Raw genomic sequence first — 20507 nt, forward strand, 5'->3', positions numbered from 1 at the left:
CAAATCACTCTGCGGGTTCGGGCTCATCAATCTGCGCCACCCGCGCCCCTGACTTGTTCGAGGTCACGACCCCCAGGGACTTGAGTTTGCGGTGCAAGGCGCTGCGCTCCATGCCGACGAAGCTGGCAGTGCGGCTGATGTTACCACCAAACCGATTGATCTGCGTCAGCAGATACTCACGCTCGAATGCTTCGCGGGCCTCGCGAAGCGGTAGCGTTGCCAGAGCACCGGACAGGACAACCCGTCCGGTTTCATCTGCCTTCTCTTCTTCATTGGGCAGTTCGCGTGCCTCAATCGGGCCGGTACTATCCCCAAGGATCAGTACCCGTTCGATCAGGTTCTTGAGCTGACGCACATTGCCGGGCCAGGTCATCGTTTGAAGCAGCGCGACGGCCTCATCGGAAAGTTCACGCACTGGCAGGCCCTGCGTGTCGTTGCACATCTCGATAAAATGCTGCGCCAAAACCGGTATGTCTTCGCGGCGCTCTTCCAGAGATGGAACTGAGATCGGTACAACGTTCAGACGATGATACAGTTCTTCGCGGAACCGCTCTGCTGCAATTTCCTGTTCCAGATCGCGGTAGGTCGAAGAGATGACGCGCAGATCAACCCTCACTTTGTCTGACCCGCCGACGCGCTGGAACTGCTGATCGACCAGAACGCGCAAGATTTTGGACTGCGTCCCCAGCGGCATATCAGCGACCTCGTCGAAATAGACGACCCCGCCATGGGCCTCTTCCAGCAGGCCTGACTCGACACCACGCTCCGAGGATTCACGGCCGAACAGAACCTCTTCGACCCTCTCAGGCTCGATCCCGGCGCAGTTTACCGTGACGAATGGTGCATTGGCGCGATTGGAATGGGCGTGGATATAACGTGCTGCGATCTCTTTGCCCGAGCCCGCAGGTCCGCTGAGCATGACCCGACCATTGGACTTGGTCACCTTATCCAACTGCCCCTGCATCGCCCGGAACGAAGCCGATTTGCCGATCATATCGGAACAGCTGACTTCCTGCCGTTTCAACGAAGCATTCTCGCGGCGCAGCCGCGAAGTTTCCATCGCGCGGCGGATAACCACCATCAACTGATCAATATTAAAAGGCTTTTCGATAAAATCGTATGCCCCCTGTTTGATCGCGGCCACCGCGATCTCGATATTGCCGTGCCCGGAAATGATCACCACCGGCACATCCGGGTTGTCGCGTTTCACCGCCTTCAAGATGTCAATCCCATCCATACGACTGTCTTTCAGCCAGATATCCAGGATCAACAGTCCGGGAGGTTCGGCATTGATCGACGACATGCACTCATCCGAGTTTGCCGCCAGCCGTGTGGAATAGCCCTCGTCCTCTAGAATATCGGACACCAATTCGCGAATATCGCGTTCGTCATCTACGATCAGAATGTCGCTCATCTTTGGCCTGCTTTCAGTTTGTTTGTTTTAATCGCCTGTTTTTCCGGCGCATCTGTCGGGCCGCCTGAGGCCCCGGGAAGACGAATGACAGCCATCGCGCCGTAATGGTCCTGTCCGTCAAATGTGGGCGCATCTTCTAATGTCAGCGCTCCGCCATGTTCTTCGATTATCTTTTTGACGATAGGCAGGCCCAAGCCCGTGCCTTCGTCACGCGTGGTTACATAAGGTTCAAACAGCCGCGCCCGATCTTCTGGCAGGCCGATGCCGTTATCGGCAATGGTGATCTGCGTTCCCGCATCGTCGTTGCTGACCGCCACCTTAATCTGAGGTTCAAGATTGTCCGGGGCGCCTTTTTCTTTCAGCGTTTCAATAGCCTCGCCCGCGTTCTTGATCAGGTTCGTCAAGGCCTGGCTCAACATGGTCGAATCCACATCCGCCAGAATAGGCTGTTCGGGCAGATCCGCGTCGATCTGAACATCGGGTTGGCCCGCCTGCTGCAACAACACCGCCTCACGCACCAGCGTCACAATGTTTTCTTCGCGCCGCTCCGGTTCGGGCATCCGCGCGAACTTCGAGAACTCATCGACGATCCGTCGCAGATCATTGGTCTGACGCACGATCACATCTGTCATCGATTCAAGGCTGCTGCAGTCCTCTTCATCCAGCTTGCGCGAAAACTTGCGTTTAATCCGCTCGGCGCTCAGCTGGATCGGGGTCAGAGGATTCTTGATCTCATGCGCAATGCGACGGGCCACATCGCCCCAAGCCGCCATACGCTGTGCACTGACCAAATCGGTCACATCGTCAAAGGCCACAACGTAGCCTTCCAAGCCGCCATCTTCACCACGACGCGTCGCCATGCGTACCAGCAAGTTCTCTAACCGACCCTTTCGAGTCACTTTCACTTCGCCCTGAACAGCCTCTTGCCCGCTGTCCTTGAGCGTCTCGAACAATGGCAGGAATTCGGGCACGGCTATGCCTATCGCAAGATGATGCTCACCGCCCGACCAACCCAACAGGCGCTCTGCGGACCGGTTCACAAAAGTTACGCACCCTTCGGAATCAACGCCCACAACCCCAGACGTCACCGAACTGAGCACCGAGTCGAACAACCTTCGGCGGCGTTCGATCTGGCGCGTATTCTCAAGCAAGGTATCGCGCTGCCCCTTCAACTGGCGGGTCATTTGATTGAAGTATCGACCCAGCATCGCGATTTCATCATCGCTGGCCTCTTCGATGACCTGAACGCTCAGATCACCTGCACCGACTCGTTGCGCAGCCGTTGTCAGCCGCCCTACGGGGCGTGAAAGGCGCTCGGCAAACCACATGCCCAGTGACATAGCCGCCAAAATCAAGATCACCGCGAAGCCCAGATACAGAAGACCGAACTCGAACAGTACCCGGCCCCGCTCACTTTCGAGCTGACTGTAAAACTGCGCAGTCTCTTTGGTCTCATCCAGTAGGGTCAAAAGCTGTCCGTCAACCTCGCGGCTGACATATAGGTATCGGTCCAGATAGGCCTGCAATGGTACAAGCGCGCGGAACTCGCTGTTCTCCCAATCTGCGATAATCGCCACACCCTGATCATTGGCCTCAATCATCTCTTCGGGCGTCGGTGCCTCGTAGTCGAACAGGTAAGACCGATCACCACGCGACCGAATTTCAGCACTGCCATCAATCACATAGGCCTCACGCAATCCGCGTTGAATCTGGGACTGCCCCTGCGCCAGAACCTCACGCAATTCGGCATCTGAGATGTAGTAATCTAGTGATCGCGCGTTATCAAGAAATCGCGCCAGAACGATTGCGTCCTGCGTCAGCCCTTCGCGGTGCTCTTGTTCGTAGGCTTCGGCGGCCGTAAGAGATGACCCAACAACCTGCCGAACCCGATCCGAGAACCAGCCTTCAAGGCCGATATTCACCGTAAGCCCTGCAAAAATAGCAACCGTAACGGTAGGAACCAGAGCCAGCAGCGTAAACGCGCCGATCAAGCGCAGGTGAAGCCGTGACCCTGCTGATTTCGCGCGTCGGGCGGCGATCAGACTGAATAACTGCCCCAACACCAACGCTGCGACGACCAGCACATAAACCAGATCGGCCAGCAGAATCAGCCTCAGCGTCGGCGCCGCCGCGCCTAAATCAAATGGACCAATGACCAGATAAGTTGCCAGCGCCAGAATGGGGCCCAACACGACCAGACCCAAGGTACTGAAATTGCGCATCCTCCGGGACTTGCGCCACCGGTTGATCGATAGGATCGGCCCGTTCTGTGCCCGGGTTGCCACCGTCTGCCCTCATTCTGATGTGCCGCCTGCGCGGCTTACCGCCATATGTCGTGGTCGTTCCCGGGGTCGAACCCGAATGCCACGGTTTGTGTGGCGATATTACATCAGTTTGCGGCGGCGTGTCACCTGAATATCGAGGTCGGTAATCTTTTTCCGCAACGTATTTCGGTTAATCCCCAGAAGATCAGCACATTTTGCTTGATTTCCACCGGTCGCATCCAGCGCAATTTCGATCAGAGGCGCTTCGACTTCACGCAAAATACGCTGATAGAGCCCGGGCGGTGGTAGGATATTCCCGTGTAAATCGAAGTATCGCCGCAGGTGACGCCCCACCGAAGCTGACAGTTTTTCACGCTCGCCATCCCCCAGAACCGGCTCAGCCTCAGGCTGACTGCCCAAAACCATCTCGACTTCGGTGCGAGAGATTTCTTCTGCACGGCTTGTCAGGCTGAGACGACGGATGGCATTTTCCAGCTGCCGAACATTCCCAGGCCAGGAATATCGACGCACAAGCTCCACAGCTTCAGGACTGAGGCGGCGTTTCGTCCCGCTTTCGCGCTCTTCCCTCGCAAGAAAATGGTCGGTGAGCAACGTGATATCATCAACGCGTTCTCGCAGAGCAGGAACATGTACTGTCGCACCGCAGAGACGATAATAAAGGTCCTGCCGCACGCGACCGCTTTCCATTGCGTCAGTAAGGTCAGATTGGCTGGTGGCCATGAAACGCGGTACATGATCGCCCGGAGTGTCCATCATGCGCACGATCCGGGCCTGAATCTCGTCATCGATATCGGCGATCTCATCGATCAACAGCGTGCCGCCCCGCACGCGCGCCATGACTCGCGCCGGGCCTTCCAGATCACTTAGATCAGCGGCAGTCGCGGTGACAAAAGGCAGAGTTCGACGGTCTGAAAAATCGTGAATAGCGCGCGCAATCAAAGATTTACCTGTACCACTTTCACCCGATATCATCACTGACAGATCGGTGTTCATCACCCGCGCCACGAGACGATAGAGCGCTTGCATAACTGGGGTGCGCCCAACAAGCGGCAACTCGTCTGGACGATCTTCGCTGGCTTCGACAGGCTCAGCCTGAGCATGCTGTTTCTGATCAAGCGCCCGTGCGGTCCGCTTCATCAGATCAGGCAAATCGAAGGGCTTGGGCAGATAGTCATAGGCATCCGCCTCGGCAGCCTGAATGGCCGTCATGATGGTGTTCTGGGCCGAGATCACGATGACCGGCAATCCAGGTCGATCCTGTGCGATCTTTGGCAACATCTCGAGCCCGTTTCCATCCGGCATCACCACATCCGAGATCACAACGTCGCCCTTGCCTTCGGCCACCCAGCGCATGAGCGTGGTCAGCGAAGATGTGGCATGCACCTTGCACCCCGCCCGCGTGAGGGCCTGCGTCAGAACCGTGCGGATCGTGCGGTCGTCATCGGCAACCAGAACTGTGCCATCCATCAGATGCTCTCCTTGTCATATGTGCCCTGTGGCGCGCGCCGCAGGGACAAACGGAATACAGTGCGCCCAGGCACCGATTCCGCTGATATCCATCCGTCGTGGTCGGATATGATCTTGCTGACCAGCGCCAGCCCCAGGCCGGTTCCGTTTTCTTTACCCGAAACAAACGGATCGAAAATCTCGCCCTGAATATTCTCCGGCAATCCGGGACCGTCATCGATGATCTCGATTTGCAAAGGCAGCGAGTGACCGGAACCATCACTGCGACGCAGCCGGAAAGAATGTTCGAAATAGGTTCGAAGCCGGATTATGCCACTGCCATCAGCAGCCTCAGAGGCGTTCTTGAGCAGATTCAAAATCACCTGCAAAAACTGGTCCGGGTCTCCGTATGCCAGTGGCAAAGATGGATCGTAGTCCTCAACAATGGTCATATGAGCGCCAAACCCCAGCAGCGCCGATCTGCGCGCGCGGTCCAAAACATCGTGTATATTGACTGGCTTGAAATCAGGCTGAGACAGGTTTCCGAACTGTTCCACCTGTTCCAGCAGCTTCACAATACGACGGCTTTCCTCGACAATAAGATCTGTTAATTCAAGATCTTGCTGTGAGATATTCATGCTGAGCAACTGTGCCGCACCGGTGATCCCGGCCAGAGGGTTTTTGATTTCATGCGCCAGCATCTCGGCCATGCCAATGGCCGATTGCGCCGCCGATTTCACGGTATTGCCTCGGGTCATCCGCCCAGACAATTCACGTGGTGAGATGATCATAATCATGGATCCGGGATGCCCCATTAATGGCGCGATCTGCAGGGCACATTGCAGCGGCGCGCGATTACCCGAGCCCACATCCACATCATTCACAAACAGGGGCGTGCTCTGCTGACGGGCGCGTATGAAAGCCTCTTCCAAGGGCGCATCGACTGCGATCTGATCCCAGACTGGATGCCCGATTACAGCTTTGCGCGAAGCGTTCAGGAACCCCTCACCCGAAGAATTGACATCCGATATGCGGTCGTCAGGATCGATGATAAAGGCCGGAACCGGCAGCGAGGTCCAGATGCTCTGATCCGAGGTCATGCCGCCACCTCTGCCGAGCTGTTCAAAGCATCGCCCAGTAGTTGCAGAACTTCATCCGTATCGCGTGATGTCAGTACTGCGCGCCGTAAGGTGGCAGGCGTCCGGGCCTCATCCATGTACCATCCCAAATGCTTGCGTGCGACGCGCAAGCCCAGCTCAGTACCGTAGAATGAGAGCATCGCCTGATAGTGGGCGCGCACCATCTCGATCAGGTCGGCTCCCACCGGAATGTCCGGAGCTGCAGCTCCATATAGATCGTGACAGATCTGCGCCAGCAGCCATGGCTTACCCTGCGCGCCCCGGCCCACCATCACGCCATCCGCACCAGACTGCACCAGCGCGGTTTGCGCGGCCTCCGTATCAATAATATCCCCATTTGCGACGACCGGGATCGAGACCGCCTCTTTCACCGCCCGGATCGCCTGCCAATCTGCCCGACCTTTGTAGAACTGACAGCGCGTACGCCCATGGATGGTGACCATCCGGATGCCAGCATCCTGCGCCCGTCGCGCCACATCCGGCGCGTTCAGCAATTTGTCATCCCACCCCAGGCGCGTCTTCAACGTGACCGGTACGTCCACGGCATCCACCACGGCCTCTATCAGCGTCAACGCGTGATCCGGCGTCTTCAGCAGGGCTGAACCGGAATAGCCGTTGGTCACCTTCTTTGCTGGACATCCCATGTTAATGTCGATCACTTGGGCGCCCCGGTCGACGACCTGCCGGGCAGCCTCGGCCATCCAGTGCGCCTCGCGACCGGCCAATTGCACCGCCGTGTTCTCAACATCCGCCGACAGTTCTGCCCGTTCACGGACGCCAGGTTTGGCCTGCACCATCTCTTGGCTGGCAACCATTTCGCTGACCACCATGCCTGCACCGAAGCGCATCACAAGATCCCGAAAAGGCCGGTCGGTGATTCCGGCCATAGGTGCCAGCAGCACCGGCGGGGTCAGGTCCTTCTCAGCAAGACGCAGGGTCAATGTGCTTAATCCTTGAGCAGTTGCGCTTTTAATATCGAAATTGCAGCATATGAACAACAAATCGACGGCATTCAAGCCCGCTAAATCATCAGATGCTTAATCTTTAGGCAGATTGACGTGGGTGATTGCCTCTGCATTCACCGCCCCCTAAACAATGCCCAATCAGGAGAACCCGCAGATGACCACAGCCGCCATCATCGTCGCCGCCGGGCGCGGCCAGCGCGCCGGAGGCGGAGTGCCTAAACAGTGGCGCGCTTTGGGTGGGCAGCGCGTGGCAGATTGGACCATTGATCGCTTCAAAGGGCTCGTCGATCATATCGTTCTTGTTCTGGCGGAAGACGATACATCTGCCTGGGAAGAATTCTCTGCAACAGACCTGATCCTTGCACCGGGTGGCAGCGACCGGGCCGGATCTGTGCATAGCGGCTTGCAGGCGTTGGAAGCACACAGCGTCGAAAAGGTCTTGATCCACGATGTCGCTCGTCCCTGTGTCAGCGCGAGGGTAATCCGGGATGTGCTGGCTGCGCTCGATGCACATCCTGCAGCGGCTCCGGGTTTGGCCGTCACTGACGCACTCTGGACCGGAGATGGATCGGTGGTGACAGGAACACAGGATCGGTCTGCTCTTTACGCCGCGCAGACGCCGCAGGGGTTTCACTATGGCGCGATCACAGCCGCCCACGCCTACCATCCCGGAGGCGCGGCAGATGACGTCGAAGTTGCACGTGCTGCCGGGATTGATGTGACGATCATTCCAGGCGACGCGGATAACCTGAAAATAACCCGGCCCGAAGATTTCGAACGGGCGGAACGCATAATGGGTATGAACATGGATGTAAGGCTGGGCAACGGCTACGACGTGCACCGATTTGGAGGCGGAGATCACGTGATCCTGTGCGGTGTGAAAGTGCCGCATTCGCGCGGGCTTCAAGGCCATTCAGATGCCGATGTCGGTATGCATGCGGTGACCGACGCGATCTATGGCGCGCTGGCACAGGGCGATATCGGGCAGCATTTCCCGCCCTCCAACCCGCGGTGGAAAGGTGCGGCCAGTGAGATTTTCCTGCGCCACGCCGTCGAGCTTGCTGGGCAGATGGGTTATGCGATCTCGAATGTCGATTGCACGCTGGTCTGCGAATATCCCAAGATCGGCCCTCATGCCGACGCGATGCGTGCCGAGATGGCACAGATCATGGGCCTGCGGACCGACCAGGTCTCGATCAAGGCCACGACGTCCGAGCGGCTGGGCTTTACCGGTCGCAGCGAAGGGATTGCGTCGCTTGCGACTGCCTGTCTGGTGAAGTCATGACCGCGGCGCGCCTGATCGGAACCGTCGGCGGCGTCGGCTATCTGCGCCCTGCCCCCGGAACCTGGGGATCACTGGCTGCATTGCCACTGGCATGGGTTCTGCACACATTGGGCGGCTTTCCCTTACTGGTCATCGCGACGTTGGCAGCATTCTTCGGCGGCCTTTGGGCCACGCGTGTGATGACGGCAGGACAGGATGATCACGACCCGTCCGAGATCGTCATCGATGAAGTCGCAGGTCAGTTCATCGCAATCTGGGCGATCTCCTACCCGTCATGGGCCCATGGGATCGATATCACGGCGCTCTGGCCTGGCTGGATCGCAGGCTTCCTGCTGTTCCGGCTGTTCGACATCACCAAACCCGGCCCCATCGGTTGGGCCGACCGGCGCGGTGATCCATTGGGTGTCATGCTGGATGACGTGATCGCGGGCATTTTTGCAGCCGTCGGCGTCGTGATCCTTGCTGACATCGCGCATGGGGTGATGGGCCTATGACCGTGATCGACCTGTTGAACCGCGCCAAGTCGCAGGGTGTGATGATCGCAACGGCCGAAAGCTGCACCGGCGGCATGGTCGCCGCCGCACTGACTGACATCCCAGGCAGCTCAGCCGTAGTCGAGCGCGGATTTGTCACCTACACCAACACCGCCAAACAAGAAATGCTTGGCGTACACGTCGACACGCTTGAGGCCCATGGTGCTGTCTCGGAAGAGGTTGCACAGGAAATGGCCGAGGGCGCGCTGCACCACTCACAGGCGCAATTGGCGGTCTCGATCACCGGCATTGCAGGCCCCGGCGGGTCCGAGCACAAACCCGAAGGCCGCGTTTGCTTTGGTTTGGCAGCAGATGACCAACCAACCCGCACCGAGACTGTCGAATTCGGTGCTCTGGGGCGTGAAAACGTGCGCAAAGCCGCTCGCGATCATGCATTACTTATGCTGCTGAGCAGCGTTTCGTAGTCTGCCCAAATTTAGGGCAAATACGCCCGATAGGCGCAAAATTGATCACCAGTTGAAAAAAAGCCACCGAAACGGGCGGCTTTTTGTATTGCTGCCTCTTTTTTCCCCACCTCAGCTCGGCTTCAACCCGCTCCACACCACTCACGCGGTGTCGGAGGTAGATGTGGTTTGTCTATCCGACGCCCCAATAGGGAAAGGAGAGCGGCCCATGAACGGAGCCGATACAGCGTGGATCATTGTGGCAACAGCACTGGTCCTGTTCATGACATTGCCGGGTCTTGCCCTGTTCTATGGTGGGCTTGTGCGTGCCCGAAATGTACTCAGCGTTTTCATGCACTGCTTCTCGATTGCTTGTTTGATGAGCATTCTTTGGCTAGTCGCAGGGTATTCGATCGCCTTTGGACCGGGTGAAAGCGGCCTCTGGGGCGGTCTTGGCAAAGCCTTCCTGAACGGAGTGGACGCCGATAGCCTTGCGGGAACCTTACCCGAGATCCTGTTCTTTGCCTTCCAGATGACCTTTGCCATCATCACCCCTGCCCTGATCATCGGCGCATATGTGGAGCGTGTTGGCTTTGGCTTTGTTCTCACCTTTTCGGCGCTGTGGATGTTGCTGTGCTATGCGCCCGTTGTCCATTGGATCTGGGGCGGCGGCATGCTGGCGGATGGAGGCATTCTTGGCGAAATCGGCGTGCGCGACTTTGCGGGGGGCATTGTCGTCCACGAAACTGCCGGCCTGGCCGCGCTGATCATCGCAGTTATCCTCGGACCGCGGCGCAATCGCACGACACCTCCACATAACCCCGGCTATGTAATGGTGGGTGCTGCAATGCTGTGGGTCGGTTGGTTCGGTTTCAATGGCGGCTCACAACTGGCTGCCGACGGCGGCGCGGCGATGGCCATGACTGTCACCCATTTGTCTGCCGCAACTGCGTCGCTGACATGGGCGTTGTGGGAACGCATCCGTTTTGGCAAAGCCTCGATGGTCGGCCTTGTAACTGGCACCATTGCTGGTCTGGCGTCGATCACCCCGGCCTCGGGTTTTGTGGGTCCGGTTCAGGCTCTGATCATAGGAGCAGTCGCAGGTATCCTGTGTCAGGAGGCCGTCAATGTGATCCGTAACAAGCTGAACATCGACGACACGCTGGACGTTTTCGCCGTTCACGGTGTCGGGGGTATCTTTGGTACTCTGATGATTGCGCTTTTCGGTCTGGGAACTTGGACTGCGCAACTGGGCGGCTTGGTCATCGTAGGTGCCTTTACGGCAGTTGTCACGATTGTGTTGGTCAAGGTGGTTGCACTCATCACCCCGCTTCGCGTAGACGCCGAGACTGAAACAAACGGGCTCGACCTCTCGGTACATGGGGAACGCGCCTACGACATGAGCAGCTAAGCCCACCTTGGCGCTCTGCCGCCCGTAAGGGCAAAGCGGACCTCTTGGGGGTCCGCTTTTCTTTTGGTCAGCCCCCTCGACTCTGGACCAGAGGTCGGGCTATCAGCCAGCGACACCCTTCCAGCCCAGAGGTTTGCGCCATGATCCCCAGTTCTTTCCCCGACAGCACCGAAATCGCCCGCTTGACTGCGCGGATGCTGCTGGAGATCAAGGCGGTTCATTTCAACTCGCGCGAGCCCTTCACGCTGGCATCCGGCCTGCCCAGCCCGACCTATATCGACTGCCGCAAGCTAATCTCCTACCCGCGCATCCGCTCAACCCTGATGGACTTCCTGACTGTCACAGTGATGCGCGACGCAGGGTTCGAGGCATTCGACAACATTGCAGGCGGTGAAACTGCGGGTATCCCCTTTGCCGCCATGGTTGCGGAACGCATGGCCCTGCCAATGACCTATGTGCGTAAGAAACCCAAAGGCTATGGCCGCAATGCCCGTATCGAGGGCGCGATGACCGAGGGCGAACGTGTACTGCTTGTTGAGGATCTGACCACCGATGGCGGCTCGAAACTGTCCTTTGTCGATGCGATCCGTGAGACGGGTGCGACCTGCGGCCATACCGCAGTAATCTTCTACTATGGCATTTTCCCCGAAACCGAGAAGACACTGGGCGATCATGGCGTAAAACTGCACAGCCTTTGCACCTGGTGGGATGTGCTGGCAGAGGCTAAGGCGCAGAAAGCGTTCGACAATGAGACGCTGGATGGGGTCGAGGCCTTCCTCAACGACCCACGTGCATGGCAGGAAACCCACAAAAGCTAACGCAACGGCATCTGTGTGCGCCTTGGAAACAATGATCGCGCAATGCGATCCAATCGCACAATATGTTGACGAACAACCTCATCATCCTTCAATATGATGGGGTCTGGAGATATGCACAGCCTATCCCCAAAAACATACAATTTGCCCCGACTCACGGGGCTCGGCTATGGAACATGCCCAAGGGGCATAGAGAGCAGCAATGAACGAGATCAGCAGTATCGAGCAGGCAGCCGCGCAGATTCAGAATCCGGAAACAATGCCGCACTCCATCGAGGCCGAGCAGCAGCTTCTGGGTGCGATTCTGACGAACAACGATCTGTATGATCGCGTCGCATCGATTATTGGGGCTGAGCATTTCTATGATCCGGTTCATGCGCGCATTTATGAGGTCGCCTCGACACGCATCGCCAAGAACGCGTTAGCCTCGCCCGTGACGCTAAAATCTTTCATGGCTGAAGATGAGGGTCTGAAAGAACTGGGTGGTCCGGCCTATCTGGTGAAACTGGCTGGCGCTTCAATCAGTGCCTTTGCGGTGCATGACTACGCCCAGATGATCTATGACCTTGCCATCCGACGCGAATTAATCCGCCTGGGCCGGGACATTTCGGACAAGGCAGCGCGGGTTGATGTGGCCAGCGAACCCAAGGAACAAATCGTCGAGGCCGAACAACAACTCTATCAGTTATCCGAGCAGGGCCAGACCGAACAAGGTTTTCAATCCTTCCTTAAGGCGGTCACAGAAGCCGTCAACGTCACCAACGAGGCTTACCAGCGCGGTGGCGGCATGGCGGGGATTTCCACCGGTCTGGCCGATCTCGACAAGCAATTAGGCGGGTTGCACCCGTCTGACCTGATCATTCTGGCCGGGCGTCCGTCGATGGGTAAAACCTCATTGGCGACCAACGTCGCGTTCAACGTGGCCAAGGCTTACAAGCGCGGGCAAAAACCCGATGGCAGCGAAGGCGCAGTTGACGGCGGTGTCGTCGGGTTCTTCTCGCTGGAGATGAGCGCCGAACAACTCGCGGGACGTGTACTGGCCGAAGCCTCAGAGATTTCTTCGCACAAGATCCGCCAAGGCGACATGACAGAATCCGAGTTCCGTCGCTTCGTGGAAGCGGCCAAGGAATTAGAGGCCTGCCCGCTGTTTATTGACGACACCCCCGCCCTCCCGATCTCTCAGCTTGCAGCGCGAGCGCGGAGGTTGAAGCGTACGCATGGGTTGGATTTGCTGGTCATCGACTATTTGCAGCTTTGCCGAGGCATGTCTGACAACCGGGTCAACGAGATTGCCGAGATTTCGATGGGCATGAAAGCCATCGCCAAGGAACTGAACATCCCGGTCATTGCCCTGTCACAGCTCAGCCGTCAGGTGGAAAACCGCGACGACAAGCGCCCACAACTGTCAGACCTTCGGGAATCAGGATCGATCGAACAGGACGCTGACGTGGTCATGTTTGTATTCCGCGAGGAATACTACAAAGAACGCGAGAAACCCGGCGATCACGAGTTGGAAAAAATGGAAGAGTGGAAGCAAGCCATGGAACGCCTGCATGGCAAAGCCGAAGTCATCGTCGGCAAGCAACGCCACGGCCCCATCGGCACGGTAGAGCTTTCGTTCGAAGCGCAGTTCACCCGCTTCGGAAATCTGGTCAAACCTTGGCAGCAGGAAGGTCAGATCGATGGATATTGACGTTTACAAAATCTCAATGCACTGATCCTGCCATGCGGTATTCTCTTCAACCTTTGCCACGTCGCGTCATACTCGCACGCCACTACGGACATCGGCGCAAACGCTTTGCGGGATAGATCGGGGGCACGCTTCGCCCCTGAAACCATCCCAACAAAGCGAGAGAGAAATGACAGAATTCACAGAAATCCCGGTCGTGCGACTGGGTAAACGATCTGACGAGGAAGTTGCCAACGATTTCCGCGCTGCTTACGGAACAACCGGCTTTGGATATATTGTTGATCACGGTATCGATCAGGCCCTAATTCAAGCTGTCTTCGAAGCCTCCAGGCAATTTCACGCATTGCCATTGGCCAAAAAACAAGCAATCGCGGTCGATACAACCCATCGCGGCTATATTGCCATCAATACGTCGACTGATGTGAACTCCTCCCTCGCTGATGTCACCAAACCAAATCAATCCGCCAGTTTCATGATGATGCGCGAGGACGCATCCGTTGACCCGAATATCTATCTCTCTGGCCCCAATCGCTGGCCAGAATTGCCGCAGTTCCGTGAAACACTTGAGACCTATGTCGAGGTCATGTCCGGATTGGGCCGCCGACTGATGAGGATTGCACTTTTGGCGTGCGGGGCCACTGATTTCTCGATCCTATCGGCCTTTGACGAGCCTACTAACTGGTTGCGCCTTCTGCACTATCCACCGCAGCCCAAGGCCAGTCCGGACGACCTGTTCGGTTCTGCGCCGCATACGGATTTCGGATGTCTGACCTTGCTGGCCCAGGATCAGGTCGGCGGATTGCAGGTTCAGACACCAGCGGGAAACTGGGTCGATGTTCCGACAAAGCCGGATGCGTTTGTGGTGAATGTGGGCGACATGTTGCACCGCATGAGCAACGGTCAACTCATGTCAACACCTCACCGCGTTATCAATCGCTCAGGACGTGAACGATACAGCGTTCCCTTCTTCTTTGATCCGCATGTGAATACAATCGTTCAACCTCTACCTGGCACTGGTCATCCCAGGTACAACCCCCTGATATTCGGAAATTTCCTGCGTTCTGAGCTAGAAGCAGCTTATGAGGCGCACAAACCAGGCAAAAATTAGATCAATCCCCCCCTTGACGTCGGCCGCACAATGGCATGAACAGCTTTTATGAGTACCGCACATCTTACGATTAATCTGCACGCACTGACACATAACTGGCGTGCGCTCGACGCAAAAACCAACGTCGAAACCGGGGCTGTCGTAAAGGCCGACGCCTACGGATTGGGTGCCGAACCCGTCGCTTGGGCTTTGGCCGAAGAAGGGGTGCGCAAGTTTTTTGTCGCTGTCGCCGAAGAAGGTGCGGTCGTACGTGAGGCGGTTGGCCCCGGACCACTTGTCGCGGTCTTTTCAGGCCATATGGAGGGCGACGCTGATCTCTTGCGCAATCATGCTCTGACACCTCTGATCAACTCCCCCGAACAGTTCAAACGCCATCGCGAGGCCTTGCCCGACCACCGCTTTGGCATTCAACTTGACAGTGGAATGAACCGTCTGGGGCTTGAGCCTGCTGATTGGGCAGAACTGCGCCATGAGGCCCTTGCGCTGAATCCGTTGGTGGTTATGTCTCATCTGGCTTGCGGGGATGAACCGGAACATCCGATGAATCAGCAGCAGTTGCGGACTTTCAAACAGATGACTGATGGGATGGATGCACCGCGTTCGCTTGCAGCCACCGGTGGCACATTGATGGGACCCGAATTTCACTTTGATTTCTGTCGTCCGGGGATCGGCCTGTATGGCGGGCTGCCCTTTGCCGGGGCCAAACCGGTTGTGACCGTCGATCTGCCCATCATTCAGGTGCGCGATGTCTCTGTCGGCGAAACCGTAGGCTACGGAAACAGTTGGACCGCGCGCCGCCCGTCCAAGATCGCAACCGTGGCAGCAGGTTATGCCGATGGGCTACATCGTGCCATTGGCGGCGGCATTGACGCATTCGCTGGTGATCAGCCCTGCCCGGTGGTAGGACGTATCTCGATGGACTTGATCACCGTGGATGTTACCGACTTGCCATACACTCCTGAACGCCTGCGTATCCTTAACGGGCACCAAACCGTCGATGATCTGGCTGAAGCCGCCGGAACCATCGGTTATGAGATACTTACCTCACTCGGCAGCCGCTATTCCCGAGGCTATGTGGAATGAGCCCCATCTCATTGCTGGGTGAGCTGGGACGCGCCATTCTGAACATGCTGGCCGCATTTGGCCGCGTCGCGCTGTTTGCGCTTGATGCGGTTTCGCATATTTTCCGGCCGCCGTTTTATCCACGCGAGTTCGGCATCGCCTTGCTGAATATCGGCTGGCTGTCCCTGCCCGTGGTCGGTCTGACCGCCATCTTCACTGGCGGCGCACTCGCGCTGCAGATCTACGCTGGTGGCGCGCGTTTCAATGCCGAAGCTGTGGTGCCCCAGATCGTCGCCATTGGCATGGTGCGAGAGCTTGGACCGGTGCTGGTCGGCCTGATGATCGCCGCCCGCGTGACGTCTTCGATCGCCGCCGAGATTGCGACGATGAAAGTGACCGAGCAGATTGATGCTTTGGTCACGCTCTCCACCCACCCGATGAAATACCTCACCGCCCCGCGCGTGCTGGCCGCCCTGATCACGGTTCCAGCGCTGGTCGGGGTCGGAGATATCATCGGCATTGCAGGCGGTTACACTGTCGCCACGCAAAATCTGGGCTTCAACCCGGCGGCCTATCTGAAAAACACTGTCGATTTCCTTGAACTACGCGACATTGTCTCGTCGCTGGTCAAAGGCGCGGCCTTCGGCGTGATCGCCGCCATCATGGGCTGCTACTACGGCATGTCCTCGGGCCGCGGCGCGCAGGGCGTGGGCCGCGCCACCAAAGGCTCGGTCGAGGCCGCCGCCGTCCTTATCCTCGCCGCCAATTTTGTCCTCACAGGGGTGTTCTTCTCGCTATGATCCGGATGGAGAACGTACATAAAGCCTTTGACGACAACCACGTCTTACAAGGCATGAACCTTGAGATTCCCAAAGGCACCTCAATGGTCATCATCGGTGGTTCGGGTACCGGCAAATCCGTAGCGCTGAAATGTATCCTCGGCCTGATCAAGCCTGACAGCGGCATGATCTATGTCGACGGCAAGGACGCCACCAAAGGCGACCGCGACGCGTTTCTGGCCCGTTTCGGGATGCTGTTTCAGGGGGCCGCATTGTTTGACTCGCTACCCGTCTGGCAAAACGTCGCCTTCCGCCTGCTGCGTGGTTCGCTGAAGCGTCCGGTAGAGGAAGCCCGCGAAATCGCCATCGAGAAACTGCGCCGTGTGGGCCTGAAAGCCAACGTCGCCGACCGCTTCCCGGCCGAGCTGTCCGGTGGCATGCAAAAACGCGTCGGCCTCGCCCGCGCCATCGCCGCCGAACCCGAGATCATCTTTTTCGACGAGCCCACCACAGGGTTGGACCCGATCATGTCAGGCGTCATCAACGACCTGATCCGAGAGATCGTGACCGAGATGGGCGCCACCGCGATGACCATCACCCACGACATGAGCTCGGTCCGCGCGATTGCTGACAACGTCGCGATGCTGCACGGAGGCGTGATCCAGTGGGCCGGCCCGGTCGGCCAGATGGACGCCTCGGGTGATCCCTATGTGGAGCAGTTCATCAGCGGCAGTGCTGAGGGGCCGATTGAGGCGGTACGCTAACTCTTAAATTAACAGTTGAACTGGCGACTAGAACCGAGTCGAAACGATGTTTTTCTTGCTTGCAGTGCTCTTATTTCTTCCAATTTCAGCTGCATGGGTCGCTGTAACGCTAGGAATGAAAATCAGGGATAACTCCACGCACAGAAACGTTGGTCTGATCCTGATTTGGACGCCGTTTTTTTGCTGTGCTTGGATATTGCTATCGATAGTCGTGATATTTAACGCAGCAAGCTACCCAGAAAGCTTTCTAGAAACGATGTTGAGCGGAAATTGGCTGGAAGCGGTAGTGATCGGACCGGTCTTTTTCAGCGCTGTCGCGACAATTGGTGCCGCTGCATTCGCCATCTCTGAGAGGCTTTACTCAGTTCATGCCTTCATGACCATTCTCTTGTGCATACCGGTTATTCGATTGTTTTTTGTGTGGTCAGCAGAATTATTTGGCTGATCGGTCCTGGTCATTCAAGGTTGCACCAATCAGACATGACATTGAGTTTTTACTTGGATTCCTGACATCTCTAACCAATCTAAGCATATGCTCCGCCTCGCCACCCTTTCACTCCTGATCCTCTACCCCATCGCGTGGTTCGCCCCGCTGATGCGCGCAGGCCTCCTGCCGATCTTCGGCCTCAGCGAGATCAGCGTCATCACCGGCCTCCAGTCCTTGTGGAAATCCGACATCTTCCTCGCGCTGGTCGTCACCGTCTTCGCCCTCTTCGCGCCCTACATCAAAACCATCGGCACTGCGCTTGTCCAATGGGATATGTTGGACCCACGGGTCCAACCCGCGCTCAACATCCTGGGCAAATTGGCGATGGCCGATATCTTCCTCATCGCGCTTTACATCACACTGGCCAAGGGCATCTCCTACGCGACCATCGAAACCGCGTGGGGTCTCTACCTGTTCACCGGCTGCATTCTCGCTTCGCTTGCCTTGGGCCACATTACAGAGATGACATCCGGATCACGAAAACCTCAGACCTAATTGATTGAAAACAGATTTCTGAGTATCATCTTCATATTTCGAGCAGTAAATTTTGTAGTTTTCGGGTCCGTAGCGGATCACTTTACGTCTGTTTAACCTTCCGCTTCGGCCCGGTTTTTGTACCGGTTGAAGAAGGAGAACGACGATCATGGCCGCCCTCCACACAATAACATTACAATTTCAGAATGCATTATTAAGACTAACCTTTTTCCTGATCTGCGCCGCAGCATTGTTCGCGGTGACGACCACCATTTTATCCGCGTTTGGCATCCTCCCCTGGCTCTCGTTGCAGGCCGGTCTCAGCAACGGTGTAACGATTGACGCAGGTCTATATGTTCAGGCCGGATTGACCGCCCTGATCCTGATGCTGGTCTTCTACCTGCCATCAAACGCCCGCATGATGGCGCTTGAAAACACCCATCGGAAGTTCACGATGAACATGCAGGACGTGGCCGGGGCCTATCAGGTCGCCCATGCCGCCGACCGCAGCGGTGCATTTGCGTTGTCATCCGAATTCGATGCAGTGAAAGAGCGTATGGCCTTTCTGCGCGATCACCCCGATCTGCAATCGTTGGAACCGCAGGTTTTGGAACTGGCCGCTCAGATGAGCCAGATCAGCCAGGAGCTTGCCGATACCTATTCCGAGGCAAAGGTCTTGCGCGCCCGAACCTTCCTGCAGCAAAGGCAGGAAGAGATCGAGCAGTTTCAGCATCGCATTGAAGAGGCCCAGATTATCCAACACGAATTGCGCCAATGGACCCGAGATATCGAGATCGAAGAATCCATCGCCAAATCCCAACTGGCGCGGCTAAGGGACGAGTTGTTCGACCTGCTGCCCGAACTCTCAGCACAACTGCAATCGCCTAACGACGATAAATCCCCCGCCAGCGTAGTTGCCATGACCCCGCCGCGGGCTGCGGAATAGGCGCGATCAGCGCCTGTCGCGAACGATGGTCCGCAGGGCCTGAGGACGCGGCACGCTATCGGCGGTGAGGAAAACCCGCGAGGGCTTGAAGAACCGCCCTTCCTCGGGCACGAAGGGCGGCATGGCAAAGACACAATCCTTCACCTGCTCCGCCTGCGGTGCCTCACATACAAGATGGTCCGGCCGCTGCGACGGCTGCGGCGAATGGAACACTATCATTCAGGAAGCGCCCCTCTCCGCTGGACCGGCCAAGAAATCGCTGGGCGGCAAGCGTGGCCAGTCGATCACGCTCTCCGATCTTTCGACCGAGGAGACACCCCCGCCCCGCACCTTGTGTGGAGTTGAAGAACTCGATCGTGTCCTCGGTGGCGGCCTCGTCCCCGCCTCGGCCCTATTGGTGGGGGGCGATCCTGGCATCGGCAAATCAACACTCCTGCTGCAGGCTGCCGCGCGCTTTGCGCGCAATGGTATCAAAACAATCTATGTCTCAGGTGAAGAGGCCAGCGCGCAGGTCAGGATGCGTGCACGTCGGTTGGGTTTGGAAGAATCTCCCGTTCAACTGGCAGCCGAAACCAATTTGCGGGATATCCTCACCACGCTAGAGGCCGAAAAACCCGGCCTCGCCATCATCGACTCGATCCAGACCATGTGGGCGGACAATGTGGACAGCGCACCAGGCTCAGTTTCGCAGGTTCGTGCCGCCGCGCATGAACTGACCACCTTTGCCAAACGCCACGGCGTTTCGATCATCATGGTTGGCCATGTCACCAAAGAAGGTCAGATCGCAGGTCCGCGTGTGGTCGAACATATGGTCGACACAGTGCTCTATTTCGAAGGCGAACGCGGCCACCAATTTCGTATTCTGCGCGCGGTAAAGAACCGCTTTGGCCCTGCAGATGAGATTGGCGTTTTTGAGATGACCGGCAAGGGCTTGGCGCAGGTCACCAACCCCTCGGCCCTCTTCCTATCCGAACGCGGCACACCGAGCCCCGGTTCGGCGGTGTTCGCAGGCATCGAAGGTACTCGCCCCGTGCTGGTCGAGTTGCAGGCGCTGGTTGCTCCATCGCCTCATTCGCAGCCTCGCCGCACGGTGGTAGGATGGGACAGTGGTCGTTTGGCAATGATCCTCGCCGTGCTGGAAGCGCGTTGTGGAATCCCCTTTGCGGGGCTCGATGTGTATCTGAACGTCGCCGGAGGACTAAAAGTCAGCGAACCTGCCGCAGACCTCGCCGTGGCAGCTGCACTGCTAAGTGCCCGTGAAGATACTGCCCTACCCGCCGATACCGTCGTTTTCGGAGAAATCTCGCTATCTGGGGCACTTAGACCGGCCCCTCAGACAGAAAACAGGTTGAAAGAAGCGCAAAAACTTGGTTTCACAGCGGCAATTGCTCCGGCAGGTGGCAAAACCGGCACTGTGGCAGGTCTGACACTCACCCGACCCTCTGATTTGGTGGGGTTTGTTGGCGAAACGTTCGGAGCAGGTTAAAGTCGCGCCTTGAG

General features: G+C 57.4%; 19 protein-coding genes. 14 read left to right on the forward strand and 5 right to left on the reverse strand.

The genetic code is table 11. The features are described from left to right. Positions 1–4: 4 nt before the first annotated feature. The 5 genes from ntrX to dusB form a co-directional block, all read right to left on the reverse strand. Positions 5–1414 carry a nitrogen assimilation response regulator NtrX gene (gene ntrX / locus ACR0DU_RS04030; RefSeq protein ID WP_480872599.1) on the reverse strand — a complete coding sequence of 470 codons (1410 nt, stop codon included), beginning with the start codon at positions 1412–1414 and terminating at the stop codon, positions 5–7. Further along, positions 1411–3636 (reverse strand): sensor histidine kinase NtrY-like, encoded by a 2226-nt coding sequence (locus ACR0DU_RS04035; protein WP_480872751.1) that lies wholly within the window; start codon positions 3634–3636, stop codon positions 1411–1413. The genes ntrX and ACR0DU_RS04035 overlap by 4 nt, the downstream gene beginning before the upstream one ends. 162 nt (positions 3637–3798) lie before the next feature. Beyond that, the gene (locus tag ACR0DU_RS04040) at positions 3799–5166 is read right to left on the reverse strand and encodes a response regulator (protein WP_010440348.1); all 1368 of its coding nucleotides are present in this window, start codon (positions 5164–5166) and stop codon (positions 3799–3801) included. Then, positions 5166–6245, reverse strand: coding sequence for a two-component system sensor histidine kinase NtrB (locus tag ACR0DU_RS04045; RefSeq protein WP_480872601.1), 1080 nt, complete (start codon positions 6243–6245; stop codon positions 5166–5168). The genes ACR0DU_RS04040 and ACR0DU_RS04045 overlap by 1 nt, the downstream gene beginning before the upstream one ends. Next, positions 6242–7225: a tRNA dihydrouridine synthase DusB gene (gene dusB / locus ACR0DU_RS04050; RefSeq protein WP_480455010.1), complete on the reverse strand. Its 984-nt coding sequence runs from the start codon at positions 7223–7225 to the stop codon at positions 6242–6244. The genes ACR0DU_RS04045 and dusB overlap by 4 nt, the downstream gene beginning before the upstream one ends. Before the next feature lie 178 nt (positions 7226–7403). Here dusB and ACR0DU_RS04055 point away from each other — a divergent pair, with 178 nt between their 5' ends. From ACR0DU_RS04055 to radA, 14 genes are all read left to right on the forward strand, one after another. Next, positions 7404–8534 carry a bifunctional 2-C-methyl-D-erythritol 4-phosphate cytidylyltransferase/2-C-methyl-D-erythritol 2,4-cyclodiphosphate synthase gene (locus ACR0DU_RS04055; RefSeq protein WP_480872603.1) on the forward strand — a complete coding sequence of 377 codons (1131 nt, stop codon included), beginning with the start codon at positions 7404–7406 and terminating at the stop codon, positions 8532–8534. After that, positions 8531–9028 (forward strand): phosphatidylglycerophosphatase A family protein, encoded by a 498-nt coding sequence (locus tag ACR0DU_RS04060; RefSeq protein WP_480872605.1) that lies wholly within the window; start codon positions 8531–8533, stop codon positions 9026–9028. The genes ACR0DU_RS04055 and ACR0DU_RS04060 overlap by 4 nt, the downstream gene beginning before the upstream one ends. Next, positions 9025–9492, forward strand: coding sequence for a CinA family protein (locus tag ACR0DU_RS04065; protein WP_480872607.1), 468 nt, complete (start codon positions 9025–9027; stop codon positions 9490–9492). The genes ACR0DU_RS04060 and ACR0DU_RS04065 overlap by 4 nt, the downstream gene beginning before the upstream one ends. Before the next feature lie 208 nt (positions 9493–9700). Further along, complete coding sequence (locus ACR0DU_RS04070; protein ID WP_010440354.1) at positions 9701–10882, forward strand: ammonium transporter; 1182 nt, start codon at positions 9701–9703, stop codon at positions 10880–10882. Positions 10883–11022: 140 nt separating this feature from the next. After that, positions 11023–11700 (forward strand): orotate phosphoribosyltransferase, encoded by a 678-nt coding sequence (locus tag ACR0DU_RS04075; protein ID WP_480872609.1) that lies wholly within the window; start codon positions 11023–11025, stop codon positions 11698–11700. A gap of 199 nt (positions 11701–11899) precedes the next feature. Next, on the forward strand, positions 11900–13390 hold the full coding sequence (locus ACR0DU_RS04080; RefSeq protein WP_480872611.1) for a replicative DNA helicase: 1491 nt from the start codon (positions 11900–11902) through the stop codon (positions 13388–13390). 166 nt (positions 13391–13556) lie between these two features. Continuing rightward, positions 13557–14495, forward strand: coding sequence for an isopenicillin N synthase family dioxygenase (locus ACR0DU_RS04085; protein WP_480872613.1), 939 nt, complete (start codon positions 13557–13559; stop codon positions 14493–14495). Positions 14496–14543: 48 nt separating this feature from the next. Next, entirely contained in the window at positions 14544–15578 is a 1035-nt protein-coding gene (alr, locus tag ACR0DU_RS04090) for an alanine racemase (protein WP_480872615.1), read from the forward strand. Then, entirely contained in the window at positions 15575–16357 is a 783-nt protein-coding gene (locus tag ACR0DU_RS04095) for an ABC transporter permease (RefSeq protein WP_170470691.1), read from the forward strand. Before alr ends, ACR0DU_RS04095 begins: the two co-directional genes overlap by 4 nt. Then, on the forward strand, positions 16354–17100 hold the full coding sequence (locus tag ACR0DU_RS04100; RefSeq protein ID WP_480872616.1) for an ABC transporter ATP-binding protein: 747 nt from the start codon (positions 16354–16356) through the stop codon (positions 17098–17100). Before ACR0DU_RS04095 ends, ACR0DU_RS04100 begins: the two co-directional genes overlap by 4 nt. A gap of 46 nt (positions 17101–17146) precedes the next feature. Continuing rightward, positions 17147–17545: a hypothetical protein gene (locus tag ACR0DU_RS04105; RefSeq protein WP_480455020.1), complete on the forward strand. Its 399-nt coding sequence runs from the start codon at positions 17147–17149 to the stop codon at positions 17543–17545. Positions 17546–17632: 87 nt separating this feature from the next. Then, the gene (locus ACR0DU_RS04110; protein WP_480455021.1) at positions 17633–18082 is read left to right on the forward strand and encodes a paraquat-inducible protein A; all 450 of its coding nucleotides are present in this window, start codon (positions 17633–17635) and stop codon (positions 18080–18082) included. Positions 18083–18230: 148 nt separating this feature from the next. Then, the gene (locus tag ACR0DU_RS04115) at positions 18231–19007 is read left to right on the forward strand and encodes a DNA repair protein (RefSeq protein WP_480872618.1); all 777 of its coding nucleotides are present in this window, start codon (positions 18231–18233) and stop codon (positions 19005–19007) included. A gap of 121 nt (positions 19008–19128) precedes the next feature. Continuing rightward, entirely contained in the window at positions 19129–20493 is a 1365-nt protein-coding gene (gene radA, locus ACR0DU_RS04120) for a DNA repair protein RadA (protein ID WP_170470696.1), read from the forward strand. The last annotated feature ends 14 nt before the right edge of the window (positions 20494–20507 follow it).

This window comes from Ruegeria sp. G2 (assembly GCF_056533505.1).